19 protein-coding genes are annotated in these 20913 nt (G+C 66.3%); 12 read left to right on the forward strand and 7 right to left on the reverse strand.

What is annotated here, in order from left to right; translation table 11 throughout:
• The first annotated feature begins 198 nt into the window (after nucleotides 1-198).
• The 4 genes from ACVK00_RS07750 (at nucleotide 199) to ACVK00_RS07765 (ending at nucleotide 5606) form a co-directional block, all read left to right on the forward strand.
• Nucleotides 199-1449: an MFS transporter gene (locus tag ACVK00_RS07750; protein WP_284895613.1), complete on the forward strand. Its 1251-nt coding sequence runs from the start codon at nucleotides 199-201 to the stop codon at nucleotides 1447-1449.
• A 517-nt stretch (nucleotides 1450-1966) separates the two neighbouring features.
• Complete coding sequence (locus tag ACVK00_RS07755; protein WP_284895611.1) at nucleotides 1967-4171, forward strand: TonB-dependent receptor; 2205 nt, start codon at nucleotides 1967-1969, stop codon at nucleotides 4169-4171.
• Between the two features lie 44 nt (nucleotides 4172-4215).
• On the forward strand, nucleotides 4216-4899 hold the full coding sequence (locus ACVK00_RS07760; RefSeq protein WP_166721837.1) for a Fe2+-dependent dioxygenase: 684 nt from the start codon (nucleotides 4216-4218) through the stop codon (nucleotides 4897-4899).
• Nucleotides 4896-5606, forward strand: a complete 711-nt coding sequence (locus ACVK00_RS07765) for a PepSY-associated TM helix domain-containing protein (RefSeq protein WP_284895609.1) — start codon at nucleotides 4896-4898, stop codon at nucleotides 5604-5606. Before ACVK00_RS07760 ends, ACVK00_RS07765 begins: the two co-directional genes overlap by 4 nt.
• Before the next feature lie 32 nt (nucleotides 5607-5638).
• Here the strand turns inward: ACVK00_RS07765 and ACVK00_RS07770 are convergent, their stop codons facing one another.
• The 5 genes from ACVK00_RS07770 to ACVK00_RS07790 all read right to left on the reverse strand — a co-directional run bounded on the left by ACVK00_RS07770 (nucleotide 5639) and on the right by ACVK00_RS07790 (nucleotide 11697).
• Complete coding sequence (locus ACVK00_RS07770) at nucleotides 5639-6007, reverse strand: YbjQ family protein (RefSeq protein ID WP_228908288.1); 369 nt, start codon at nucleotides 6005-6007, stop codon at nucleotides 5639-5641.
• A gap of 118 nt (nucleotides 6008-6125) precedes the next feature.
• The gene (locus tag ACVK00_RS07775; RefSeq protein WP_284895607.1) at nucleotides 6126-7379 is read right to left on the reverse strand and encodes a M20/M25/M40 family metallo-hydrolase; all 1254 of its coding nucleotides are present in this window, start codon (nucleotides 7377-7379) and stop codon (nucleotides 6126-6128) included.
• Nucleotides 7380-7456: 77 nt separating this feature from the next.
• The gene (locus ACVK00_RS07780) at nucleotides 7457-9175 is read right to left on the reverse strand and encodes a M36 family metallopeptidase (RefSeq protein ID WP_284895605.1); all 1719 of its coding nucleotides are present in this window, start codon (nucleotides 9173-9175) and stop codon (nucleotides 7457-7459) included.
• A 478-nt stretch (nucleotides 9176-9653) separates the two neighbouring features.
• Nucleotides 9654-10598, reverse strand: a complete 945-nt coding sequence (locus ACVK00_RS07785; protein WP_011659450.1) for a GlxA family transcriptional regulator — start codon at nucleotides 10596-10598, stop codon at nucleotides 9654-9656.
• A 136-nt stretch (nucleotides 10599-10734) separates the two neighbouring features.
• Nucleotides 10735-11697 (reverse strand): helix-turn-helix domain-containing protein, encoded by a 963-nt coding sequence (locus ACVK00_RS07790; protein WP_284895603.1) that lies wholly within the window; start codon nucleotides 11695-11697, stop codon nucleotides 10735-10737.
• Between the two features lie 241 nt (nucleotides 11698-11938).
• On the opposite strand from ACVK00_RS07790, the gene ACVK00_RS07795 reads away from it, so the two are divergent.
• From ACVK00_RS07795 to ACVK00_RS07820, 6 genes are read left to right on the forward strand one after another with little or no spacing between them, the layout of a single operon-like run.
• Nucleotides 11939-13096 (forward strand): amine dehydrogenase large subunit, encoded by a 1158-nt coding sequence (locus ACVK00_RS07795; protein WP_284895601.1) that lies wholly within the window; start codon nucleotides 11939-11941, stop codon nucleotides 13094-13096.
• 7 nt (nucleotides 13097-13103) lie between these two features.
• Complete coding sequence (locus tag ACVK00_RS07800; protein ID WP_354123258.1) at nucleotides 13104-13658, forward strand: MauE/DoxX family redox-associated membrane protein; 555 nt, start codon at nucleotides 13104-13106, stop codon at nucleotides 13656-13658.
• Nucleotides 13655-14290: a methylamine dehydrogenase accessory protein MauD gene (gene mauD, locus ACVK00_RS07805; RefSeq protein WP_284895599.1), complete on the forward strand. Its 636-nt coding sequence runs from the start codon at nucleotides 13655-13657 to the stop codon at nucleotides 14288-14290. Before ACVK00_RS07800 ends, mauD begins: the two co-directional genes overlap by 4 nt.
• 39 nt (nucleotides 14291-14329) lie before the next feature.
• Nucleotides 14330-14842 (forward strand): methylamine dehydrogenase light chain, encoded by a 513-nt coding sequence (locus ACVK00_RS07810; RefSeq protein WP_212052143.1) that lies wholly within the window; start codon nucleotides 14330-14332, stop codon nucleotides 14840-14842.
• Nucleotides 14839-15339, forward strand: coding sequence for a c-type cytochrome (locus ACVK00_RS07815; RefSeq protein WP_284895595.1), 501 nt, complete (start codon nucleotides 14839-14841; stop codon nucleotides 15337-15339). The genes ACVK00_RS07810 and ACVK00_RS07815 overlap by 4 nt, the downstream gene beginning before the upstream one ends.
• Before the next feature lie 32 nt (nucleotides 15340-15371).
• Nucleotides 15372-15884 (forward strand): c-type cytochrome, encoded by a 513-nt coding sequence (locus ACVK00_RS07820; protein WP_284895593.1) that lies wholly within the window; start codon nucleotides 15372-15374, stop codon nucleotides 15882-15884.
• Between the two features lie 28 nt (nucleotides 15885-15912).
• Here ACVK00_RS07820 and ACVK00_RS07825 read toward each other — a convergent pair whose 3' ends face one another.
• Entirely contained in the window at nucleotides 15913-17439 is a 1527-nt protein-coding gene (locus tag ACVK00_RS07825; protein WP_284895591.1) for a CYTH and CHAD domain-containing protein, read from the reverse strand.
• Nucleotides 17440-17659: 220 nt separating this feature from the next.
• Nucleotides 17660-19438, reverse strand: coding sequence for a SulP family inorganic anion transporter (locus ACVK00_RS07830; RefSeq protein WP_354123259.1), 1779 nt, complete (start codon nucleotides 19436-19438; stop codon nucleotides 17660-17662).
• Here ACVK00_RS07830 and ACVK00_RS07835 point away from each other — a divergent pair.
• Together ACVK00_RS07835 and ACVK00_RS07840 are read left to right on the forward strand one after the other, a co-directional pair.
• On the forward strand, nucleotides 19431-19619 hold the full coding sequence (locus ACVK00_RS07835) for a hypothetical protein (protein WP_284895589.1): 189 nt from the start codon (nucleotides 19431-19433) through the stop codon (nucleotides 19617-19619). The genes ACVK00_RS07830 and ACVK00_RS07835 overlap by 8 nt on opposite strands.
• A gap of 155 nt (nucleotides 19620-19774) precedes the next feature.
• Nucleotides 19775-20902 carry an aminotransferase class V-fold PLP-dependent enzyme gene (locus ACVK00_RS07840; RefSeq protein WP_284895587.1) on the forward strand — a complete coding sequence of 376 codons (1128 nt, stop codon included), beginning with the start codon at nucleotides 19775-19777 and terminating at the stop codon, nucleotides 20900-20902.
• Nucleotides 20903-20913: the final 11 nt, after the last annotated feature.

Genomic DNA, 20913 nt, shown 5'->3' on the forward strand with positions numbered 1-20913 from the left:
GCGAGGTCTCTCTTTGGCGCGAACCGCGGTTCGCGCTTTTTTTTTTTGTGGGGCGGCGTGGTCGTGCAGCGTGCGCCGGTGTCGCCGGCGCGGGGCGGGCGTGCGGCTGGGATGGAGTGGGGCAGTTGGCGATATCATCGCGGTTTGGCCGTATCGCGCATCGCCGATCGCCCGCTCCCCTCCGATGACGCCTCCTCGATGACCACCCCGTTACCCGAATCCAGCACCGCATCCGCGTTACCCGCCAACCTGTTCCGCCACGCACCGTTCCAGCGCTTCTGGGGCACGCGCGTGATGTCGTCGCTGGCGTTCCAGATCCTGTCGGTCGCGATCGGCTGGTATGTCTATTCGCTCACGCACAGCGCGTTCGCGCTCGGTCTCGTCGGCCTCGCGCAGTTCGTGCCGATGTTCGCGCTGACGCTCGTCGTCGGGCAGGTGGCCGACCGCTACGACCGCCGGCGCATCGCGACGATCTGCCAGAGCGTCGAGGCGCTGGCCGCCGGCGTGTTCCTGCTCGGCGCGGCGAAAGGCGGGCTCACCGAACCGGCCGTGTATGCGCTCGCGGCGATCGTCGGCACCGCGCGCGCGTTCGAATCGCCGTCGGTGTCGTCGTTGCTGCCGGCCGTCGTGCCGCGCAGCGACCTGCCGCGCGCGACCGCGCTGTCGACATCCGCGAACCAGGCAGCGCAGATTCTCGGGCCCGCGTTCGGCGGGCTGCTGTATGGCATCGGTGCGCCCGCCGCGTTCGGCACGAGCGTGGTCGCGTTCGCGATCGCGGCGGTGCTGAGCGGCACGATTCCGCTGCGCAGCGCGCCGCCGGCCCGCGAGCCGGTCACGCTGCGTTCGGTGTTCTCGGGCATCGCGTTCATCCGGCGCGAACCGGCGATCCTCGGCGCGCTGTCGCTCGACCTGTTCGCGGTGCTGTTCGGCGGTGCCACCGCGCTGCTGCCGATCTATGCACGCGACATCCTGCAGGTCGGACCGTGGGGGCTCGGCGCGTTGCGCGCTGCGCCGGCGGTCGGGGCGCTCGCGGGTACGCTGTGGCTCACGCGTTTTCCGCTGAAGGGGCGGCCGGGCCGCGCGATGTTCGGCGGCGTGATCGCGTTCGGCATCGCGACGATCGTGTTCGGGCTGTCGAGGCATTTCGCGGTGTCGCTCATCGCGCTGGCGGCGTTGGGCGCATCGGACGTGGTGAGCGTCGTCGTGCGCCTGTCGCTCGTGCAACTGCGTACGCCCGACGACATGCTCGGGCGCGTGAGCGCGGTCAACTCGTTGTTCATCGGCACGTCGAACCAGCTCGGCGAATTCGAATCGGGCGTGACGGCTGCATGGTGGGGCGCGCCCGCGGCGATCGTGATCGGCGGCGCGGCGACGATCGCCGTTGCGCTCACGTGGATGCGCCTGTTTCCGACCTTGCGGAACATGACGTCGCTGGAGCGCGATCATTGAGCCGTCGCGTTCACCGCAATTCATTTCAAAATGCTTGCTTGTTTCAATCAAATGCCAAACGGCATTCGGTTCGGATAATCGTCTGATTAAACAATTGGTCCACCGTCTTTCCGATTGGGTCGAAGCGTCAGCCAGTTCGACGAGGCCCGAAAACGAAAAGGGGCCATTCCATCAATGCCTTGCTGCACAAGGCATCGGGCGGCATTCATCCGATGAAAGAGCTGATTTTAATTACGAAAACCATTCAGAAAATTACATATAAATTTCCGTAATTTTCTGAAACATAGTGCTTTCGTATGACGAAGCGGTTATCAATTGAAACCATAGAAAATACATGGAATGATACCGATTCTCATTTCCGTGACCGGTGCGGCGACTGCCGCCGGTGACTCGTCAACCCTAGCCAGCTAGTGCCGTCGGCCTGATCGCCGGTGGCCCGCAAGCCATCGCATCCGTGCCTCGTGCGCGCGCATCGGCGCGTGTCCACGCGGGGCGGTTTCATTCCGACTGGATTTCCATGCCGAACAGGACCCCGTTCGCGAGCGCGCTCGCGCTGGCCTTTGCTTTGCCTATCGCTTCGCCCGCACTCGCTCAGAGCACGAGCGCCGAATCGTCGCCGGCCGTCACCGCGAAACCGGGCGATGCGCCGCCGGCCGCCGCCGCCGCGCGCGAGACGCTGCCGACGATCAGCGTCTCGGGTCAGGCCGTGCAACAGGACTTCCAGGCCGAGCGCTCGAGCGTCGGCGCGAAAACCCCGACCGCGTTGCGCGACATTCCGCAGTCGGTCACGGTGATCAACAAGGCGCTGATGGAGTCGCAAGGGCTCACGTCGTTCCAGGACGCGCTGCGCAATGCGCCGGGCATCACGATCGGCGGCGCGGAAGGCGGGCAGATCGGCAACAACATCAACCTGCGCGGTTTCACCGCGCAGAACGACATCTATCTCGACGGCTTTCGCGATCGAAACCAGTACTACCGCGACACGTTCGACCTCGATTCGGTCGAGGTGCTGTACGGCCCGTCGTCGATGCTGTTCGGGCGCGGTTCGACGGGCGGCGTGATCAACCAGGTGTCGAAGAAGGCGAACCTGAAGCCGTCCGCCGAGGTGTCGACGACGATCGGCACCAACGACCACTACCGCACGAGCGTCGACCTGAACCGGTCGCTGGGCGCGACGTCGGCGTTCCGCATCAATGCGTTCGGCCAGTCGCTCGGCTCGACGCGCGACGTGATGAAGAACAAGGACTACGGGATCGCACCGGAGCTGCGCTTCGGTATCGGCACGCCGACCGAGGTGACGCTGTCCGCGCTGATCCAGCACAACTACGACATGCCGGACTACGGCGTGCTCGCGGTCAACGGCCATCCGGCGCCGGTGCCGAAGAACACCTTCTACGGCCTCACCGACGACCGCACGATCCAGGACGTGCAGACCGTGTCCGCACGCATCGATCATCGCGTCAACGATGCGCTGACGATCAGCAATCGCACGTCGTTCTCGCACTCGATGACCGATGCGCGCGAGACGGCCGCGAACGCGGTGCTGACGGGCCCGCTGTCGTCGAGCGCCGCGCTGACGAACGGCAACTACACGTCGTTGCCGATGTCGGCGCTGTACGTGAAGCTCGCGAGCCACGACCGCGTGATCGAAAACCATTCGGTCGACAACGACACGATGGCCCATTTCAAGTTCGACACGGGCTTCGTGAAGCACGACCTGATCGCCGGTGTCGAGGTCGGCCACGACAGCTATACGAACCAGGCGTACACGCGCAGCGGTCTGCCGATCCTGTCGCTGATCAACCCGGCCTACCTGTCGTCGACGGCGACCAACGCGACGCAGACGCCGGCCAACCACGCCGAATCGGGCGCGACCACGCTCGCGGCGTACATGAACGACACGGTGTCGATCGGCCGCGACTGGAAATTCGTCGGCGGGCTGCGCTGGGATCGCTTCCAGGCGCATCTCGCGAACACGGTGAGCGCGCCCGGCTACACGTCGCAGACGAACTATTTCACGAGCGTGCGGGCCGGCGTGATCTATCAGCCGACCGAATCGCAGTCGTACTACTTGTCGTACGGCACGTCGTTCAACCCGTCGCTCGAGACGCTGACGGTCACGAACAACACGCAGAACCTGTCGCCCGAACACACGAAGTCGTACGAGGTCGGCGGCAAGTGGGACCTGCTGAACGACAACCTGTCGGTCACGTCGGCGCTGTTCCAGCAGGAGAAGAGCAACGCGCGCACGCAGACGTCGACGGGTGAATACCTGCTCGAAGGCGACATTCGCGTGCGCGGCTTCCAGGCGAGCGTGACGGGCCACATCACGCCGAAGTGGCAGGTGTTCGGCAGCTACACGTACATGAACGGCGTGATCCTGAGCGCGCGCGACGGCACGCAGGGCAAGACGCTCGCGAATACGCCGCGCAACACGTTCACGCTGTGGACCACGTATGCGTTCACGCCGCACTGGGAGATCGGCGGCGGCCCGACGTACATGTCGGGACGCTACGCAGCGAACACGGACTACGTGCAGGTGGGCGGCTACACGCGCTGGGATGCGACGGCCGCGTATCACGCGAAGCAGTGGGACCTGCGCCTGAATCTGCTGAACCTGACCAACAAGTTCTATTACGATGCGCTGATCCAGTCGGACGGCGGCCGTGCGGTGCCGGGCGTCGGGCGCACGTTCCTCGCGACGCTCGACTACCGTTTCTGAGCGACACGCGCGCCGCCGCGCCATTCGATGAAAGAGGGGAATCGATGCTTGTACACATCCCGAACGTGCTGACGCCCGAGCAGGTGAGCATGGTGCGCGACCGGCTCGACCGCGCGGGCGACGCGTGGGTCGACGGCCGTGCGACGGCCGGCTATACGGGCGCGCCGGTCAAGCGCAACCAGCAGATCGCCGAGCATTCGCCGGTCGCGCGCGAACTCGGCGACGTGATCCTCGCTGCGCTCGAGCGCAATCCGCTGTTCATCAGCGCGGCGCTGCCGAACCAGGTCTATCCGCCGCTGTTCAACCGCTACGAAGGCGGGATGACGTTCGGCAGTCACGTCGACGGCGCGGTGCGCGTGCTGCCGAACGGCGTGAAGCTGCGCACCGACGTGTCCGTCACGCTGTTCCTGTCCGCGCCCGACGAATACGACGGCGGCGAGCTCGTGATCGAGGACGCGTACGGCGTGCAGCAGGTCAAGCTGCCGGCCGGCGACATGATCGTCTATCCGGCGACGAGCCTGCATCAGGTCACGCCGGTCACGCGCGGCGTGCGCGTCGCGAGCTTCTTCTGGGTGCAGAGCCTCGTGCGCAGCGATGCGCAGCGCGCGCTGCTGTTCGACATGGACACTGCGATCCAGCGGCTCAACGCGAGCGGTGCCGATGCACAGGCGTGCCGCAGCCTGGTCGGCTGTTATCACAATCTTTTGAGAATCTGGAGCGAAACGTGAGCGTTGCCGATCCCATCGAAATCGACGCGGCGCCCGTGTCACGCGTTGCGCCGGGCGCACGTCCGGCCAGCGCCGGCCGCACGCGATCGCGCCGCGGGACGTTCATCAAGTGGCTGCGCAAGGTGCACGGCTGGATCGGCCTGTGGGGCGCCGCGCTCGGCCTGCTGTTCGGCGCGACGGGGTTCCTGCTGAATCACCGCGCGCCACCGCTGCGGATCCAGACCGGTGCGCCGCATGTGGAGACGTTGAGGCTCGACGTGCCCGACCCGGAACCCGCTTCACCGCTCGCGCTCGCGCAATGGTTGCGCGGGCAACCGGATCTGCATTTGCCGGAACGGATGGGGCGCGTGCAGAAGGAACCCGAGCATCCGGTCGCATGGGGCGATCGCAAGACCGTGCAGCCCGAGCACTGGCAGCTCGTGTTCGCGTCGCCGCGTGAAAACGTCGCCGTCGACTACTGGGTCGGCAGCGACACGATGACACTCAAGCGCACCGACAACGCCACGCTCGCGTGGCTGACGAACCTGCACAAGGGCGTCGGGATGAGCATCGGCTGGGTGCTGCTCGTCGACACGCTCGCGGGCGCGTTGATCCTGCTGTCGCTGACGGGCGTGCTGTTGTGGACCGAACTGAACAAGCGCAAGACGATCGGCCCGGTGCTCGTGATCGGCTCGATCGTCGCGATCGTGTGGGCGGCCGGCGCGTGATGGGTGACGCGCGGGTGACGCCCGGTTGACGCTCAGGCGCCGGCGTCGCGCGTGACCTGCACGGCCGTGCCGTAGCAGATGACTTCCGTGATGCCCGATCCGATCTCGGTCGAATCGTAGCGCATCGCGACGATCGCATTCGCGCCGAGCTTGCGCGCATCGGCGAGCATCTTGTCGAATGCCTGCTGGCGCGCCTTCTCGCACAGCGACGTATAGAGCGTGATGTTGCCGCCGAAGAGGGTCTGCAGCGCCGCGCCGAACGAGCCGACGATCGAGCGCGAACGCACGACGATGCCCTGTGCGACGCCGAGCGAGCGCGCCGTCGTATGGCCGGCCAGGTCGAACGCGGTCGTGACGCGCTCGGGCGCGAGATCGCTGATTGAGCGGGAGAAATCGGTCATGGCGAGGCACGGTGGTGCGGAAGTGATCGAACGACGATTCTATCCGGAACCGGAAACGCGTTCGAACGGGCGCGCATGCCGCGCGCGCCCGGGGTGGCCCGAGCCGGCCGGGGCGCGGTCAGGGTTTGATGGTCGCGCTGCCGTCGCCGCCGAGATCGACCGCATACGCGAGTGCCAGCTTGCCGAACTTCAGCGCGTGGTTCGCCTGCCGATCCGAATTCTCCAGCGTGTCGTTCACGGTATGGATGTAGGGACTGTCGTTCTGGTCGGCCTCGAACGGGAACGACGCCGGATAGCCCTGCGCATTCCACGACGCGTGATCCGAACATGCATACCCGCACTGCGACGTGCCGATCGCGAGTTCCGGCAGGTAGGTCTTCGCCAGGTTCGTCAGGTAGGTGTTCTGCGCGGCGTTCGTGTAGTCGGCGATCAGGTAGATGTCTTTCGGATCGCCCTTGTAGTTCGTCATGTCGAGCTGCAGCACGCCGACCACGTTCGCATTCTGCGCGCGGAACTGCTTCGCGATCGCCTTCGAACCGAGCAGGCCGGCTTCCTCGGCCGCGTATCCGACGAACTTGATCGTCCGCTTCGGCCGGTAGTCGTTTGCGAGCAGCACGCGCAGCGCTTCGGTCAGGCTGGCGATGCCGGACGCATCGTCGTCCGCGCCGGGTGAGCGCGTGTTTTCCGTCGTGCGGCCGACCGTCGAATCGAGGTGGCCGCCCAGCACGACCGTGCCCGCGGTTGGATCGCTGCCGCGGATCGTCAGGATCACGGACTTTTGCGGAAAACTGCTATGCGCGAACTGTTCGACGGTAATGTCGGCGCGTGAGCCCGCCAGTTGCTTCCACTGCAGCGCGAGCCAGTCGGCCGCGGCGACGCCGTGCGACGTCGTGTAATAGCGGTTCGTGAAGCCGGACAGCGACGTGATCGTGCCGACGATGTTGCTGGCCTGCAGTTGCTGGATCCAGGTCCCGATCCGCGGTGCGTTCGACACCGTGTAGGCGGGCAGGGCGGCCTGCTTCGCGACCGCCGCCGATACCGGCTGCAAGGCCTGGCGCGCGTCGTCGAACGAGTCGTGCACAATGTAGCCGGGCCCGTGACCGCGCGCACGGTGTACCGCGTGGGCCAGCTCGCCGAGCCGGGAATCGTCGATCTCGACGATATGCACGGTTTCGCGGCGCACGGTGCCGTCGGCCGCACGGCCGGCGTCGAGCGCCGTGCTGTATTGCGCGGTTGCGCTTGCATCGATGCGTTGAAGCTGCCGGAACGCGGTGTCGCCGAGCGTGATCCACGCGGGCGCGGCTTGTGCGGCGGCGGTCAGCAGCATGCCGCCCAGCGCGGCGCTCAGGCGGGTCAATGTCAGAGTAGGCATGTTCGATCTCGTGAGGGTAGCGATGTCGAGGAAAAGGGTGCGCCGCAGGTCGTGCGACGCCCCCGCCTGCTGCGGAATTACGACTTCTGCGGCACGGTCACGCCGTATGTGCAGCTCTTGTTGTACGCATTGCCGATCGCCGTGAGCTGCGCGCTGCTGTAGCCGAGCGCGGCCGCGGCCGTCAGCACGGCCTGCGCGGCGGCCTTCTGGTTCGTCGAGCTGTTGGTCATCGACAGCCCCTTCAGGAACGCCTTGTCCATCGCCTGCGCGCCGATCGCGTCGCGCGCGACGAGGTTGCACGAAGCCCAGTACTGGCCGGCCGTGTGGATCTCCGCGCCGCGCGCCTGCGCGTAGGTGCGCCCGACGTTCCAGTTCGTCACGCGGCCGCCCCAATATTCGTTGTGGCCGTCCCAGTTGTAGACCCAGTGATACTGCGTGTCCGACGGGCTCCACTGATTGAAGTCGCGGCTGTACGCGGCGGCGAGATAATCTCCGGTGCCTTCCGACAGGCCTTCCTGTTGCGACAGGCCGCCGTTGGTCACCCAGTCATGGATGCCGTGGCCGAGCTCATGGATCACGACGTCCGCATCTTCCGCGTCGTCGACGCCGCCCTGACCGAAGGTCAGCCGGCCGCTGCTCGACGAGTACGACGAGTTGTCGTCGCCCGATTCGCCGTGCGGGTCGTACTGCACGCCGCCCGTGTACTGGTACGGCAGCGCCTTGATGCCGAGCGTCTGGTTCACGTAGCGCAGGAACGTGTCGATGTGGTAGTACACGTTCACCGCTTCGAAATACAGGTTGCCGCGCGTGAATTCGAACGCCGGCGTCGCCTGCGAAGGGCACGCGTTGTCGCGCGGCGCATCGAAATCGACGCATGACGCATACGGTCCCGACAGCGTGTAACGCGAGCCCGACTGCGCGAGCTCCTTCAGCGTCACGCGCACGCGCGCGGCCGTGAGCTGCGTGGAATCGACGTCGTTGTTGTCCTTGTAGCCCGTGCTGCCGTAGCTGCTTTTCGTCGAAGACAGCGGATCCGGCCGGAACACGAAACCGGTGCCGTCGGTCGCATAGAACGCCTTGTCCTCGGCGCGCAGCACTTCGCCGCTGCCCGCGTCGATCAGCAGTTCCCAGTCGCCCTTCGGGCCGTCCTGCGGGCGGCCGCGCACCTTCCACGCGGTATGCGTGCCGGCCTTGTCGACGAACGCGACGAGTTGCGCATCGAGGTTCGTGAAGCCGCTTACGCCGAGATACGAGCGGGCACGGTCGAGCGCCTGCTGCTGGTCGACCGCCTGCGCCTTGCGCGCGGTGGCGACCACGCCGCTGACCGTGTTGCTCGCGACGTACAGGATGCGGCCGTCCTTCGCGACGGTCACCGCGATCTCGCTGCCGTACACGGGCAGCCCGGCCGCCTGCTGCTGGAAGCGCACGACGGTGAAGTCGGCGTCGTTGCGTTCCGACGTCACCGCGAGGCTCGCCAGCGCGGCCGCGTCCAGCCCGAGCTGCGTCGCCTGCGACGCGACGAAATCGCGCGCGGCGGCGGCGGGCGTGGCGGCCGCCTTCTTCGCGTGATACGCGGGGTTGTACAGCGTGACGGCGACGCCGTCGGCGCGGAACTGCCCGGCGGCCGTATCGGTCCTGGCCGCGGCCGGCGCCGATGCGACGCCGCGTGTCAGGCTTTCGCGCAGGCTCGACGCCTGCGGGTTCGCGACCTTGGAATCGGCCGCGCTGCCGCCGACGATGCCGAAACCGAGCGCGAGCCCCAGGGCGATGGGCAATGCTTTGCGTGATGTCTGCATACGTGATCCTCATCTCAACGGTTGGACACGCCCGCGCGCTCGTGGCGAGCAGGCACGACACGGCCCGCGCGCCGGCTCGATGGAACCGGTGCGGCGAAGCGGTGCTGGGAGCGTCGACTGACTAAGGATGACTAAGCGTCAGGTCGAAACGAATCGGGAAGGAGCGGCGGGGGGGAAGCGAACGGCAGGCAGGTGCGGCGACGGCGAAGCGAGCATCGTCATGTCATACCCCTCGGATCGGCATTGAGATCGGTTTGGCAGCCTGCGTGGCGCGACGTGCGCGGCCCCGGGCTCTCATCTCCTTAGGGCTGCCTATCTAATTGCGAGGTATGTTACAGAACATTTTCAGCGACATTGCAAATTATTTTCGAAGGTCGCTTCGGTCCGTCGATCATTCTCCGGCATTGTTCAGCGAATGGCGGCAAACGCAGCCGGCGCGCGCAATAGCGCGCCGGATTGTACGCAAAAGCGGCGCCGTTCAGCGCGTCGCGCGGCGGTCGCTGCGCGGGCTCACGCCGAAACGCGAGCGGTACGTGCGCGAGAAATGCGACGGCGATTCGAAGCCGCACGCGACGCACACCGACGTGATGCTCATGTCGGTCTGCTGCAGCAGTTCGCGCGCACGGTCGAGGCGCAGGTTCAAGTAGAAGTGCGTCGGCGTGTCGTTAAGCGTCGCGCTGAACAGCCGTTCGAGCTGGCGCCGCGTGACCGATATCTCCTGCGCGAGGGCGTCGGAGCCGAGCGGGTTCTCCATGTGCCGCTGCATCGTGCCGATCACCTGGATCAGCTTGCGGTTGTGCACGCCGTAGCGCGCGGCGATCTCGAGCCGCTGGCTGTCCGAACGCTGCCGGATGCGGCTGACGACGAACTGCTCGGAGATCGCCGCCGCGAGCTCGGCGCCGTGCCGCCGGCCGATCAGGTCGAGCATCATGTCGATCGACGCGGTGCCGCCCGCGCAGGTGATGCGCCGCTCGCCGATCTCGAACAGCTCCTGCGTCACGTTCAGGCCCGGGTAGCGTTCGCGGAACGCGGCAAGCGCTTCCCAGTGCAGCGTGAGCGTTTGCGATGCGTCGAACAGCCCGGCTTCCGCGAGCACGAAGCTACCGGTGTCGATGCCGCCGAGCGTCGCGCCATGGCGATTCTGGCGGCGCAGCCAGTCGGCGAGCGCGCGGTCGTAGCACACGAGCGGATCGAAGCCCGCGACCACGAACACCGTGTCGACCTGCGCGACGTCCGCGCACGCGGCTTCGGCCGCGACCGGAATGCCGTTGCTCGCGGCGACGGGCGCGCCGTCCGCGCTGATCACGTGCCAGCGGTACAACTCGGTGCGAAACCGGTTCGCGACGCGCAACGGTTCGACCGCGGACATGAAGCCGAGCGCGGAGAAGCCGGGCAGCAACAGGAAATGGAAATCCTCTGGCATCGGGGCGTGGGGTGGAATCGGGTGGGCGTCGCGTACCGCGCGGCACGGTGCGGCGAGCGGCCAGACAGGTGCACACCGCGCCCGGCTCGCGGGAGCCGAACGTTCAACACGGGATTATCGCGGGTTTTGCGGGCGGTCAGCGCGTTTTTGCGCCGCGCACCGTCCGGCGCGCCGTCGTCGAAGGCAGTTCGCCGAACTGGGCCTTGTAGGCATTCGCAAAGTGCCCGAGGTGGATGAACCCCCAGCGCGCGGCCGCTTCGCTGATCGGCAGGTCGGACTGCCGCGTGTCGAGCAGCAGGCGCCGCACCTGCGCGAGGCGCAGCGAGCGCGTGTAGTTCAGCGGGCCAGTTTGCACCACCGACTGGAAGCTGTTCTGCATCGTGCGCCGGCTCACGCGCAGTTGCGTGCACAGGCTCAGGATGTCGACGGGCGCCTCCGGATGCTCGATCACGTAGTCGTGCACGCGGCGCACGATGTCGGCGTGGCACGCATGCGTGAGACGGTTCGGCGGCTCGGGCATCCGGTACGTGAGGAGATCGACGAGCACGTTGCCGACTTCGCCGCGCAGTTCGGACTGCGCACGCGCCGCGTCGAACGTATCGGGTGCCGACAGCACGCGCTCGAGCAGCGTCGCGAGCTGGACGCTCGCGCGTTCGCGCGCGGTGACCGGCACATCGACGACGCCGCGCCGTAGCGCGCGCTCGTCGAGCCGGACATCGGCGGCATCCTCGATCTGCTGCATCAGCGTGGCATCGACGACCACGCCGATCAGCGACATGTCGTCCGGCGAATGGAGTTCGAAAGGCGCGCCGCCGCGCGCCATCACGATCGTGCCGCGCTCCATGCGCGCATCGCCGAATGCGAAGGTGCCCGAGCCGGTGAGCGGCATCCCGAACACCGTATGGCCGGGCGGCAGGCGCCCGCGCTGGATGATGCGCACGTTCGCCGTTTCCTGGAACAGCTGCACGCCGTCGAGCACCGCGTGCTTGACTGCACTGCGATACGAGCCGGAGCCGATCTGGTCGTAACGCTGATCCCAGCCGCGCAGCGCCTCGGCATGCCGGTCTGCGTCGTCGAACCTCTGGTGAAACACGAGCACGGCGCCTCCGGTGGTCGTTCGGACCGCGCAAGATTAAACCGACCAAACGGTCGGCGCAATACGGACGAGCGCTATTCGGGCGGGGGTTTTTGAGGGGTCGGAAGGTGTCGACCCGCGGTGCCTTTCAGGTGGTTTTCCAATGTCCCGAATCGGCACGCACGCGTTGCCGGTCCGGGTGCTGAACCGATTTATTGTCGAACTACAGTCGCCCCACATAACGTGAATCCCAACTGGAGGCGACATGAGAGCAAGGCGACGCACCGCGGTTTGCGCGGCGACGCTGGCGTTCGCGGCGGCGTGGGCCGGCAGCGCGAACGCGACGGAAAAGCCCGAGGAACTCGTCGTGCAAAAGATGCCGTCGTGGCATCCGCACGAGGTGTACGTCGTCGACATCGCGATGCCGACGATGACCGACGGGCGCATCTACGTGTACGACGCCGACGCCAAGAAGCTGCTCGGCCAGATCGACGGCGGCTTCGCGCCCGGCCTCGCGATCTCGCCCGATCACAAGACGAGCTTCATCGCGACGACTTATTTCTCGCGCGGCTCGCACGGCACGCGCACCGACGTCGTCGAGATGACCGACAACACGACGCTCGATCACAGCGGCGAGATCGTGATTCCGGCGAAGCACGGGCAGCACGTGCCGTCGCCGTACAACACCGCGTTCAGCGCGGACGGCAAGCGGCTGTACGTCGCGAACATCACGCCGGCCGCGTCGGTGACGGTGATCGACGCCGTGTCGAAGAAGGTCCTGTCGGAGATCGACACCGCGGCGTGCGTGCTCGCGTATCCGTCGGGGAACGATCGCTTCACCGCGCTGTGCGAAAGCGGCAAGGCGCTGACCGTCACGCTCGACGCGAACGGCAAGGAGGTGAAGCGCACGATGTCCGACGCGTTCATCGACGTCGACAACGATCCGGCCTTCATCAACGCGTCGCGCTACAACGGCGGCTATCTGTTCACGACGTATCACGGCAACGTGCGCAGCGCCGATTTCAGCGGCGACAAGCCGGCATTCGGCAAGTCGTGGTCGTTGCTGACCGACGCCGAGCGCGTCGAAGGCTGGCGCCCGGGCGGCATGCAGCAGACGGCCGTGCAGGTGAAGCAGCACCGCTACTACGTGCTGATGCACAAGGGCGGCGACGGCACGCACAAGGATCCCGGCACGCAGGTGTGGGTCTACGACCTGAAGACGAAACAGCGCGTCGCGCGCTGGGATCTCGCGCAGGAGAAGGTCGATCCGCTCGTGTCGATCCAGGTCAGCGAGGACGACAAGCCGCTGTTCTACGGGCTGACGGGCACCTCCGACCTCGTCGTGATGGACGCGCGCACCGGCAAGCGGCAGCACGTCGAGAAGCAGATCGGCAGTACGTCGACGCTGCTCGTGAACCCGTGAGGCCGCGATGACGCTCGATCCCGTACTCGCCACCAGCGCGCAAGCCGGCGCGGCCGTCGTCGTGCTGCTCGGCGCCTTCGCGAAGATGCGCCGGCCGGCGGCGTTCCGGCAAGCGCTCGCCGGCTATCGCCTGCTGCCCGATGCGCTCATCGCGCCCGCCGCGTTCGCGATTCCGCTCGCGGAAGCCGCCTGTGCCGCGGCGCTGCTGTTTCCCGATACGCGCATGACCGGCGCGCTCGGCCTGATCGCGTTGCTGCTCGTCTTCGCGGCCGGCATGACGATCAACATCCTGCGCGGCCACACCGACATCGACTGCGGGTGTTCCGGCTTTGCCGCCGCGCGCGCGGATGCGCCGCGCGGCATCGGCTGGCTGCATGTCGCGCGCGTGCTGCTGCTCGTCGCGCTGGCCGCGACCGCGCTCGTCGAGCCGGGCGGCCGCGCGATCGTATGGTTCGACTACCTGACGCTGTTCTCTTCCGTGCTGCTGATCGTCTGCGCGCTGCTCACCGTCGACGTGCTGCTCGCCAACATCCCGCGCCTTTCACATCTGAGGAATTCATGATGCAAACCGCTCTCACCGTTTCCACCGCGTTGCTGTGGATCGCCGTCCTCGCGCTCGGCGCGATCTGCCTCGCGCTCGTGCGCCAGATCGGCATCCTGTACGAACGCATCATGCCGGCCGGCGCGTTGATGATCGACAAGGGCCCGGCGGTCGGCGCGATCGCGCCGACGTTCGAGCTGACCGACATTCGCGGGTCGCGGATCAAGGTCGGCGGCATCGACGCGGCGGGCAAGGCGACGCTGCTGTTCTTCCTGTCGCCGACGTGCCCGGTCTGCAAGAAGCTGCTGCCGCTGTTGCCGTCGCTGCAGGCGAGCGAATCGACGCCGGTGAACATCGTGCTCGCGAGCGACGGCGAACTCGACGAACACACGCGCTTCGCGCAGAAGCACGACCTCGCGCGCTTCCCGTACGTGCTGTCGCAGGAGCTCGGCCTCGCGTATCAGATCGGCAAGCTGCCGTACGCGGTGCTGCTCGACGACACCGGCACCGTGCGTGCGAAGGGGCTCGTCAACACGCGCGAGCATCTCGAGAGCCTGTTCGAAGCGAAGGAGCGGGGCGTCGCATCGCTGCAGCAGTTCGTTCATGGCGATCACGACAACGGCGGTCACGAAGAGCACGCGCAGCACGCGTGATCGGCCGACCCTCTTTCAACGTCAACGGAGAACAACTATATGGGCCTGTTTGATTCATGGTTCGAACGGTCGGCGCGCGGCGTCGCGCAGCATAGTTCGCGGCGCAGCGCGATGGCGAGGCTCGGCAAGGTGCTGGTGGGCTCGGCGATGCTGCCGCTGCTGCCCGTCGATCGCACCGCGTATGCGGCCGACGCGGCGTCGGGCGCGAGCGACGATCCGATGAGCTGCGATTACTGGAAGTACTGCGCGATCGACGGCTGGCTGTGCAGCTGCTGCGGCGGCACGTCGAGCAGCTGTCCGCCGGGCACGACGCCGTCGCCGATCACGTGGATCGGCACGTGCCGCAATCCGCACGACGGTTCGGACTACATCGTGTCGTACAACGACTGTTGCGGCAAGACGTCGTGCGGCAAGTGCTTCTGCAACCGCAACGAGCGCGAGAAGCCGCTGTACAAGCTGTCGCTGAACAACGACATCAACTGGTGCATGGCGAACGGTAATTCGAATTACCACTGTTCGGTTTCGGTCCTGCTGGGGGCGGCAAAGCAATGAAAGTGATGCAAGCTGGAAAGATCGTTGTCGCATGCGTGGCGGCTGTTGCGGGGTTTGCGTTGCCCGCTTTTGCCGGTGCGCAGCAGGCCGTCCATTACCCGGCGGGCAAGAGCCTGTTCGACGCGCAGTGCTCGGTGTGCCACCAGGCCGGCGGCAAGGGGCAGGACGGCCTTGCGCCGCCGCTGACCGAGTATCCGGGCAAGTACGCGACGGCCGACGCGGGCCGCGCACAACTCGTCGCGACGCTGTTGCACGGGATGTTCGGCGAGATCAACGTGCACGACAAGCGTTACAACTTCAAGATGCCGTCGTTCGCGAGCGCGAGCGATGACGATATCGCGAACGTGCTCAACTACGTCGTGTTCGATCTCAACGACAAGCACGGCGACGCGAAGCCGTTCACGGCGGCCGACATTCGCTCGGCGCGCGCGAAGGAGATGGACGGCACGGCCGTTCACGCGCAACGTGCCGTCGTGACGAAGGGGCTGGGGCTGTGAATGCCGGGTGCATTCGGCGGCGTGGCGGGCTCGTGCGTGGCGGCCGGCGTGCGGCGGCGTGGCGGATCGGGGCGTTCATCGCACGCCGTCTGTCTTCGTTGCTGACGGTGGTCGCGGCCACTGCGTGTGCGATTGCCGTACCCGCCCATGCCGACGGCGCGGCCGATGCGACGCTCGCGCGACAGCACTGGGTGCTCAACTGCATGGGCTGCCACACGGCGACGGGCGGCGGCATTCCGGGCAAGGTGCCGCCGCTTGCGAACTCGCTCGGTTATTTCACGCATCTGCCGGCGGGGCGCGAGTACGTGATGCGCGTGCCGGGTGCGTCGAATTCGGCGCTGTCGGACCAGGATCTCGCCGACGTGCTCAACTGGGTGCTCACGACGATGAACCGCGAGGCGCTGCCGCGCGATTTCAAGCCTTATACGGCAGCCGAAGTCGCCGCGCATCGACGGCCGGCGTTTTCCGACGTCGCGACGGTGCGTGCCGGGTTGGTTCGCGCGCTGCAGGAGCGCGGGATCGAGGGGGTGTCCGACCGGTACTGATTGTGCGTGGCGATAGCGTTGTGCCGATTCAGTGCGGTGGCGGCAGACGTTTGAAGCGGCTCCACAGCTTCTTCAATGTCCGATGATCGGCTGCGGCGCGCGCGGCCAGAAAGCCTCGCGCGAAGCCCGCGCCCGGCGCGGCGTCAGGCGACGTATCGGGCAGCGCCTTCAGAAGCTTGTCCGCGACAACGGCATCGTTACGCCAGCCCAGATCGTCCTGAAGCGCGGTCAGCGCGTCGACATACGATCGGACGGCCCGCTTGCGGCACAGCGACGCGAAGAATTCGGTCGCGTATCGCACCTTCTTCGCCGCGATGCGGGCACGGTGGCGACGGTGATCGTCCAGATCGGCCAGCCGCTTGCCGCGCTTGATCAGTTTCCGGTGCCGACGACGCAGAACATCACCGGCGAATGGCTTCGCCGGCTGCATGAGCGCATCGCGCCGTTCGTCGGACATTCCCTGTCGCCAGCCCTTTCGGCTCAACCATGACGCGAGCTGCAACGCGAGCCGCGTGTAGCGGACCGACCCGACTGCCGCGGCCGCGCGCTGCCGGTTCTCGACGGCAATGTGCTCGCACGCTTCGCGCACCGGATGGATCTCATCCGGAATGCCGTTCGTACCGGCATGGTCGAGCGTCGTTCCCGCAAGTACCTCCCAGTCACGCGCGGCGCCGAGCTCGGCGGCGATCCAGCGCAGCTCGTCGTCGAGGCCGGAGTACGCGGGAATCGCTTTCGCAAACAGGTCGAGCGCCGAACGCAGACGACGCAGCCCCACACGCATCTGATGGACGCTCGACGGATCGTGGCCGGACTCGACGCCATGCTCATTGGCGTGGACCTGATCCAGACAGTTGCGCGCGATTCGGCAGAAGGCGTCTTCGATCGAATCGCGTTTCTTCAGTTGTACCGGTTGCGCCTTGACGGCAGGGCGGTGCTCGGCAACCAGCAGTCCGTAGCCGAGATCGGACTTGCTCTCGTGATCGATGCGCAACGGCACGATTTCCAGCAATTCCAGTGCGACGCCGTACAGGCTTTCAGGCCGGCCCCGTTTCAGCTCCAGTTCGACAGCGGCGATCGGGACCGAATCCGACTCCGCCTCCACAGTCCCCTTGTCGAGCGCAACCTCGACTTCGTCGCCGGACGGCAAGCGCAGCGGTATAACCGAACGCTTGATTCGCGTGACGAATACGGGCCGGAGCTGGGCCGCCGTAGCCTCGTCGCGAGCCAGCGTGCCGCAGTCGCCGTCAGCGGGCACTTGATCTCGCAGCCGCGTCAGATCGGGGAGGTCGCCGTCGACGGGCGTCTCGAACTCATCCCGTTCGAACAGACCAGCCTGTACCGATCCTTCCAGCTTCAACGTCTGGATTCGCTCGTTGCCGACCGCGCGTACCCGAAGAGAAGCCCCGCACCCGTGAAATGCAAGCGCGGATGTATCGAAGTACGTGCTCTTCAGCAGCTGAGGCGCCTGGGCGCCGTTGGACCGCGCGAGCAATGGCGCGCGGCGCAGCTTGTCGAGATCCTTGACGGAAACCCGTAGCTTCAACTCCCGTTCCATATCGCCTCCGATGTGGCACCTGACTATCAGACTACACCGCAGCGGCGGGACTTCCGACGCTTCCCGTCGTGCGCATTCGCGTCGAGACGCTCGCGCGCAGCGGACGGGACTTCACACGCTGAATCGTCCCTTTTGCGTTTTAAGCGCTTGCTGTCACTGGCGGAGGCCCAGATACGGCTCTCCGGCCATCACGCAATGCATTGATCTGAGCGATCCGTTTTCAGCCCGATGCTTCGTCTTCCCAGTCGTGCCACACGACCTGATGTGTTTTCAAATAGCCGCTTACCGCCTCACCAATCGTCGGAAAGAAGTTGCTTTCGCCGAACATGCCAAACAAGCCGTAATGCTTGAGGCTGTCTTTGACGGGGCCTTTCAGCTCCGCGAAGACCAGCTTCACCTGCCGCGCCGCCAGCTCGCCATGCAGCCGTTCGAGTACATCGGCGGCGGTCAGGTCGATATCGGTCACGGGCTCCGCCGCGATGACGATCCAGCGCGCCGGCCGGGGCGATTCGTCGACGGCGCGCAGCACGCGCTCACGAAAGATCTCTCCGTTGGCGAAAAAGAGCGGCGCATCCCAGCGCAGCAGCACGAGCCCGGGCACGCGCCGCGCTTCCGGATGGCGCGACACGTCGTGATAGCCCTTCATCCCGTCGACCCGCCCGAGCACGGCGTCGTAAGGCCGCCACGCACGCCATAGAAACGACAGCACGGTGAGCAGCAGCGCCAGTGCAATGCCGTTCACGACACCCAGGGCCGTAACGCCGACGAAGCACACCACCGCCAGCACGAACTCGCTCTTGCGCAGGCGATAAAGCCGCATGACGCCCCGCACCTCGATCATGTTCACGCATGCGGCAATCACGACGGCAGCCAGCGCGGATTGCGGCGTGTGCGACAGCGCGCGTGGCGCGAACAGGAGCAGCGCGGCGACGACGGCGGCCGCCACCACGCCCGTCGCCTGCGTCTTCGCGCCCGCCGCCTCCGCGACCGGGGTGCGCGAGCCGCTCGCGCTCACCGCGAACCCTTGCACCAAGCCGGCGGCGATGTTCGACAGCCCGAGCGCGACGCATTCGTGATTCCGGTCCACGCTGGTGTTGTTGCGCAATTCGTAGGTACGTGACAGCACGCTGATATCCGTGAACGAAACGAGCGCGATCGCCGCTGCGCCACCCGCGAGATGCAGCCAGTCGTCGAGCGTCACGTGCGGGATGCGCGGTACGGGCAGGCCTTGCGAGACTGCGCCGACGGTCGCGACGCCCGCACGCCGGGACAGATCGAACCACATCACCACCACCGTCGCGCCTGCCACGGCGAGCAGCACGCCGGGCACTTTGGGCCAGAGCCGTTTGAAGACGAGGATCAGCACGAGCGCGGCGACGCCGAGCGCGAACGATGTCGCGTTCACCCTCGATGCCGCGATGCCTTCGATCACGTCGCGCACCTTCTCGACGAACGATTCGCCATGGCCTTGGTATCCCAGCAGCTTCGGCAGCTGTCCGATGCTGATCGTCAGCATGATGCCGTTCAGGAAACCGTGCCGGATGGGCAGCGACAGAAGCTCGGTGACGAATCCGAGCCTGAGCGCCCCGACCGCGATGCAGATCGCGCCCGTGAGTATCGCAAGCGCCCCGGCAAGGGCCAGCGCGCGCGTGGAATCGCCGTGAGCAAGCGGCACGATGCTTGCGGCGATCAATGCGACCAGCGCGGAGTCGGGGCCGAGAACGAGGATGCGGCTCGGGCCGAAGAGCGCATACGCAAGCATCGCGGCAAACGATGCATAGAGGCCGCTGACGGCGGGCAGGCCCGCTGCATTCGCGTACGCCATGCCGGCAGGCACGAGAACGGCGCTGAGCGTGATGCCGGCAAGCAGATCGTGCGGCAGCCACGGCCATTGATAGCCGCGCACCGCGGCGAGGCCGGTGATCCACCGAAGCGGGCCGGCAGCGGGCTTGCTCGGCGATTGGACCGTAGGTGGGCGGGCACGGCTTTTCATGTTCATCGCGGCGTGTCAGGAAACCCGGGCGGAATCGTTCGCCACCTCCGCCTGTGCCATTGAAGATTACGTTCTCGTGTCATCGGAGAGCAAGCCCGGTTTCACGATGTTGCGTTTCGATGCGCGGGCTTTACGTGAGCGCCAATCGCCGGACGAGCCGGCGGTCAATCCCGTGCCGTTCTCATGACGCACCACAACACACCAAAATCCCAAGCATCAGACGGCTTTCGTTAGAATCGGTCGTCGTCGAATCAAAAACGCGGATTTGCACAGGCGTGGAGGCATCGCGTCACCAATACCGCTCGCTCTTACCCCATGGCTCATCCTTTACCGGAGGCGAACGTGCCAGGATTACTTCCCGATGTCGACCGCGACGGACTCCTCGAATATTCGGTGGTGTACACCGACCGGTCGATCAATCACATGTCGCAGCGCTTCCAGGGCGTCATGCGCGATATTTCCGCCGCACTGAAGAAAGTCTACAACGCGAAGGCGGCCGTCATCGTCCCCGGCAGCGGCACATTCGGCATGGAATCCGTGGCACGGCAGTTCGCGACGAACAAGAAGTGCGTGGTCATCCGCAACGGCTGGTTCAGTTACCGCTGGTCGCAGATTTTCGACATGGGCAGCATTCCGTCCGAAGAGATCGTGTTGAAAGCGCGCCCGGTCGAAGCGGGAAGGCAAGCCGCCTTTGCACCGGCTCCGATCGACGAAGTCGTCGCCACGATTCGCGAGCACAAGCCGGATCTGGTCTTCGCGGCGCACGTCGAAACCGCATCCGGGATGATGTTGCCCGATGCCTATCTGCGCGCGGTGGCCGACGCCGTGCATGCGGTCGGCGGCATGTTCGTGCTGGATTGCATCGCGTCCGGCACGATCTGGGTCGACATGGAGAAGAGCGGCGTCGATGTGCTGATCAGCGCGCCGCAAAAGGGCTGGAGCGCGTCGCCGGGTTGCGCGCTGGTCATGCTCGGCCCGCTCGCCCGCGAGCGCATCGATGCGACGACCAGCACCAGTTTTGCGTGCGATTTGCGCAAGTGGCTGCAGATCATGGAAGCCTACGAGAACGGCGGCTTCGCGTACCACGCGACGATGCCCACGGACAGCCTCGCGACGCTGCGCGACGTCATCAAGGAAACCGAAGCGTACGGCTTCGACAAGGTGAGGGCGGAGCAGCTCGAACTCGGCACGCGGATTCGTGCGTTGCTGGCCGAGAAGGGGTTCAGGAGCGTTGCCGCCGAAGGCTTCGAGGCGCCGGGCGTCGTGGTCAGTTACACGGACGATGACGACATCCGCTCCGGCAAGAAATTCGCCGATGTCGGCATGCAGATCGCGGCCGGCGTGCCGCTTCAATGCGACGAGCCGGCGGATTTCAAGACCTTCCGTATCGGCTTGTTCGGTCTCGACAAACTGCATGATGTCGATGCCGCGGTTGCGAGGTTTGCCGGTGCGCTGGAGCGGGTTGTGTAGGGCGCTGGTTC

This window comes from Burkholderia sp. PvR073 (assembly GCF_054055695.1).

Excerpts from the sequence above, each read along its gene's own strand:
- ACVK00_RS07755 (WP_284895611.1), top strand. The coding sequence starts at position 1,967 with ATGCCGAACAGGACCCCGTTCGCGAGCGCGCTCGCGCTGGCCTTTGCT.
- ACVK00_RS07800 (WP_354123258.1), top strand. The coding sequence starts at position 13,104 with ATGACGCTCGATCCCGTACTCGCCACCAGCGCGCAAGCCGGCGCGGCC.
- ACVK00_RS07795 (WP_284895601.1), top strand. The coding sequence starts at position 11,939 with ATGAGAGCAAGGCGACGCACCGCGGTTTGCGCGGCGACGCTGGCGTTC.
- ACVK00_RS07760 (WP_166721837.1), top strand. The coding sequence starts at position 4,216 with ATGCTTGTACACATCCCGAACGTGCTGACGCCCGAGCAGGTGAGCATG.
- ACVK00_RS07835 (WP_284895589.1), top strand. The coding sequence starts at position 19,431 with ATGTTCATCGCGGCGTGTCAGGAAACCCGGGCGGAATCGTTCGCCACC.
- mauD (WP_284895599.1), top strand. The coding sequence starts at position 13,655 with ATGATGCAAACCGCTCTCACCGTTTCCACCGCGTTGCTGTGGATCGCC.
- ACVK00_RS07775 (WP_284895607.1), bottom strand. The coding sequence starts at position 7,379 with ATGCCTACTCTGACATTGACCCGCCTGAGCGCCGCGCTGGGCGGCATG.
- ACVK00_RS07825 (WP_284895591.1), bottom strand. The coding sequence starts at position 17,439 with ATGGAACGGGAGTTGAAGCTACGGGTTTCCGTCAAGGATCTCGACAAG.
- ACVK00_RS07780 (WP_284895605.1), bottom strand. The coding sequence starts at position 9,175 with ATGCAGACATCACGCAAAGCATTGCCCATCGCCCTGGGGCTCGCGCTC.
- ACVK00_RS07815 (WP_284895595.1), top strand. The coding sequence starts at position 14,839 with ATGAAAGTGATGCAAGCTGGAAAGATCGTTGTCGCATGCGTGGCGGCT.
- ACVK00_RS07785 (WP_011659450.1), bottom strand. The coding sequence starts at position 10,598 with ATGCCAGAGGATTTCCATTTCCTGTTGCTGCCCGGCTTCTCCGCGCTC.
- ACVK00_RS07770 (WP_228908288.1), bottom strand. The coding sequence starts at position 6,007 with ATGACCGATTTCTCCCGCTCAATCAGCGATCTCGCGCCCGAGCGCGTC.
- ACVK00_RS07750 (WP_284895613.1), top strand. The coding sequence starts at position 199 with ATGACCACCCCGTTACCCGAATCCAGCACCGCATCCGCGTTACCCGCC.
- ACVK00_RS07830 (WP_354123259.1), bottom strand. The coding sequence starts at position 19,438 with ATGAACATGAAAAGCCGTGCCCGCCCACCTACGGTCCAATCGCCGAGC.
- ACVK00_RS07810 (WP_212052143.1), top strand. The coding sequence starts at position 14,330 with ATGGGCCTGTTTGATTCATGGTTCGAACGGTCGGCGCGCGGCGTCGCG.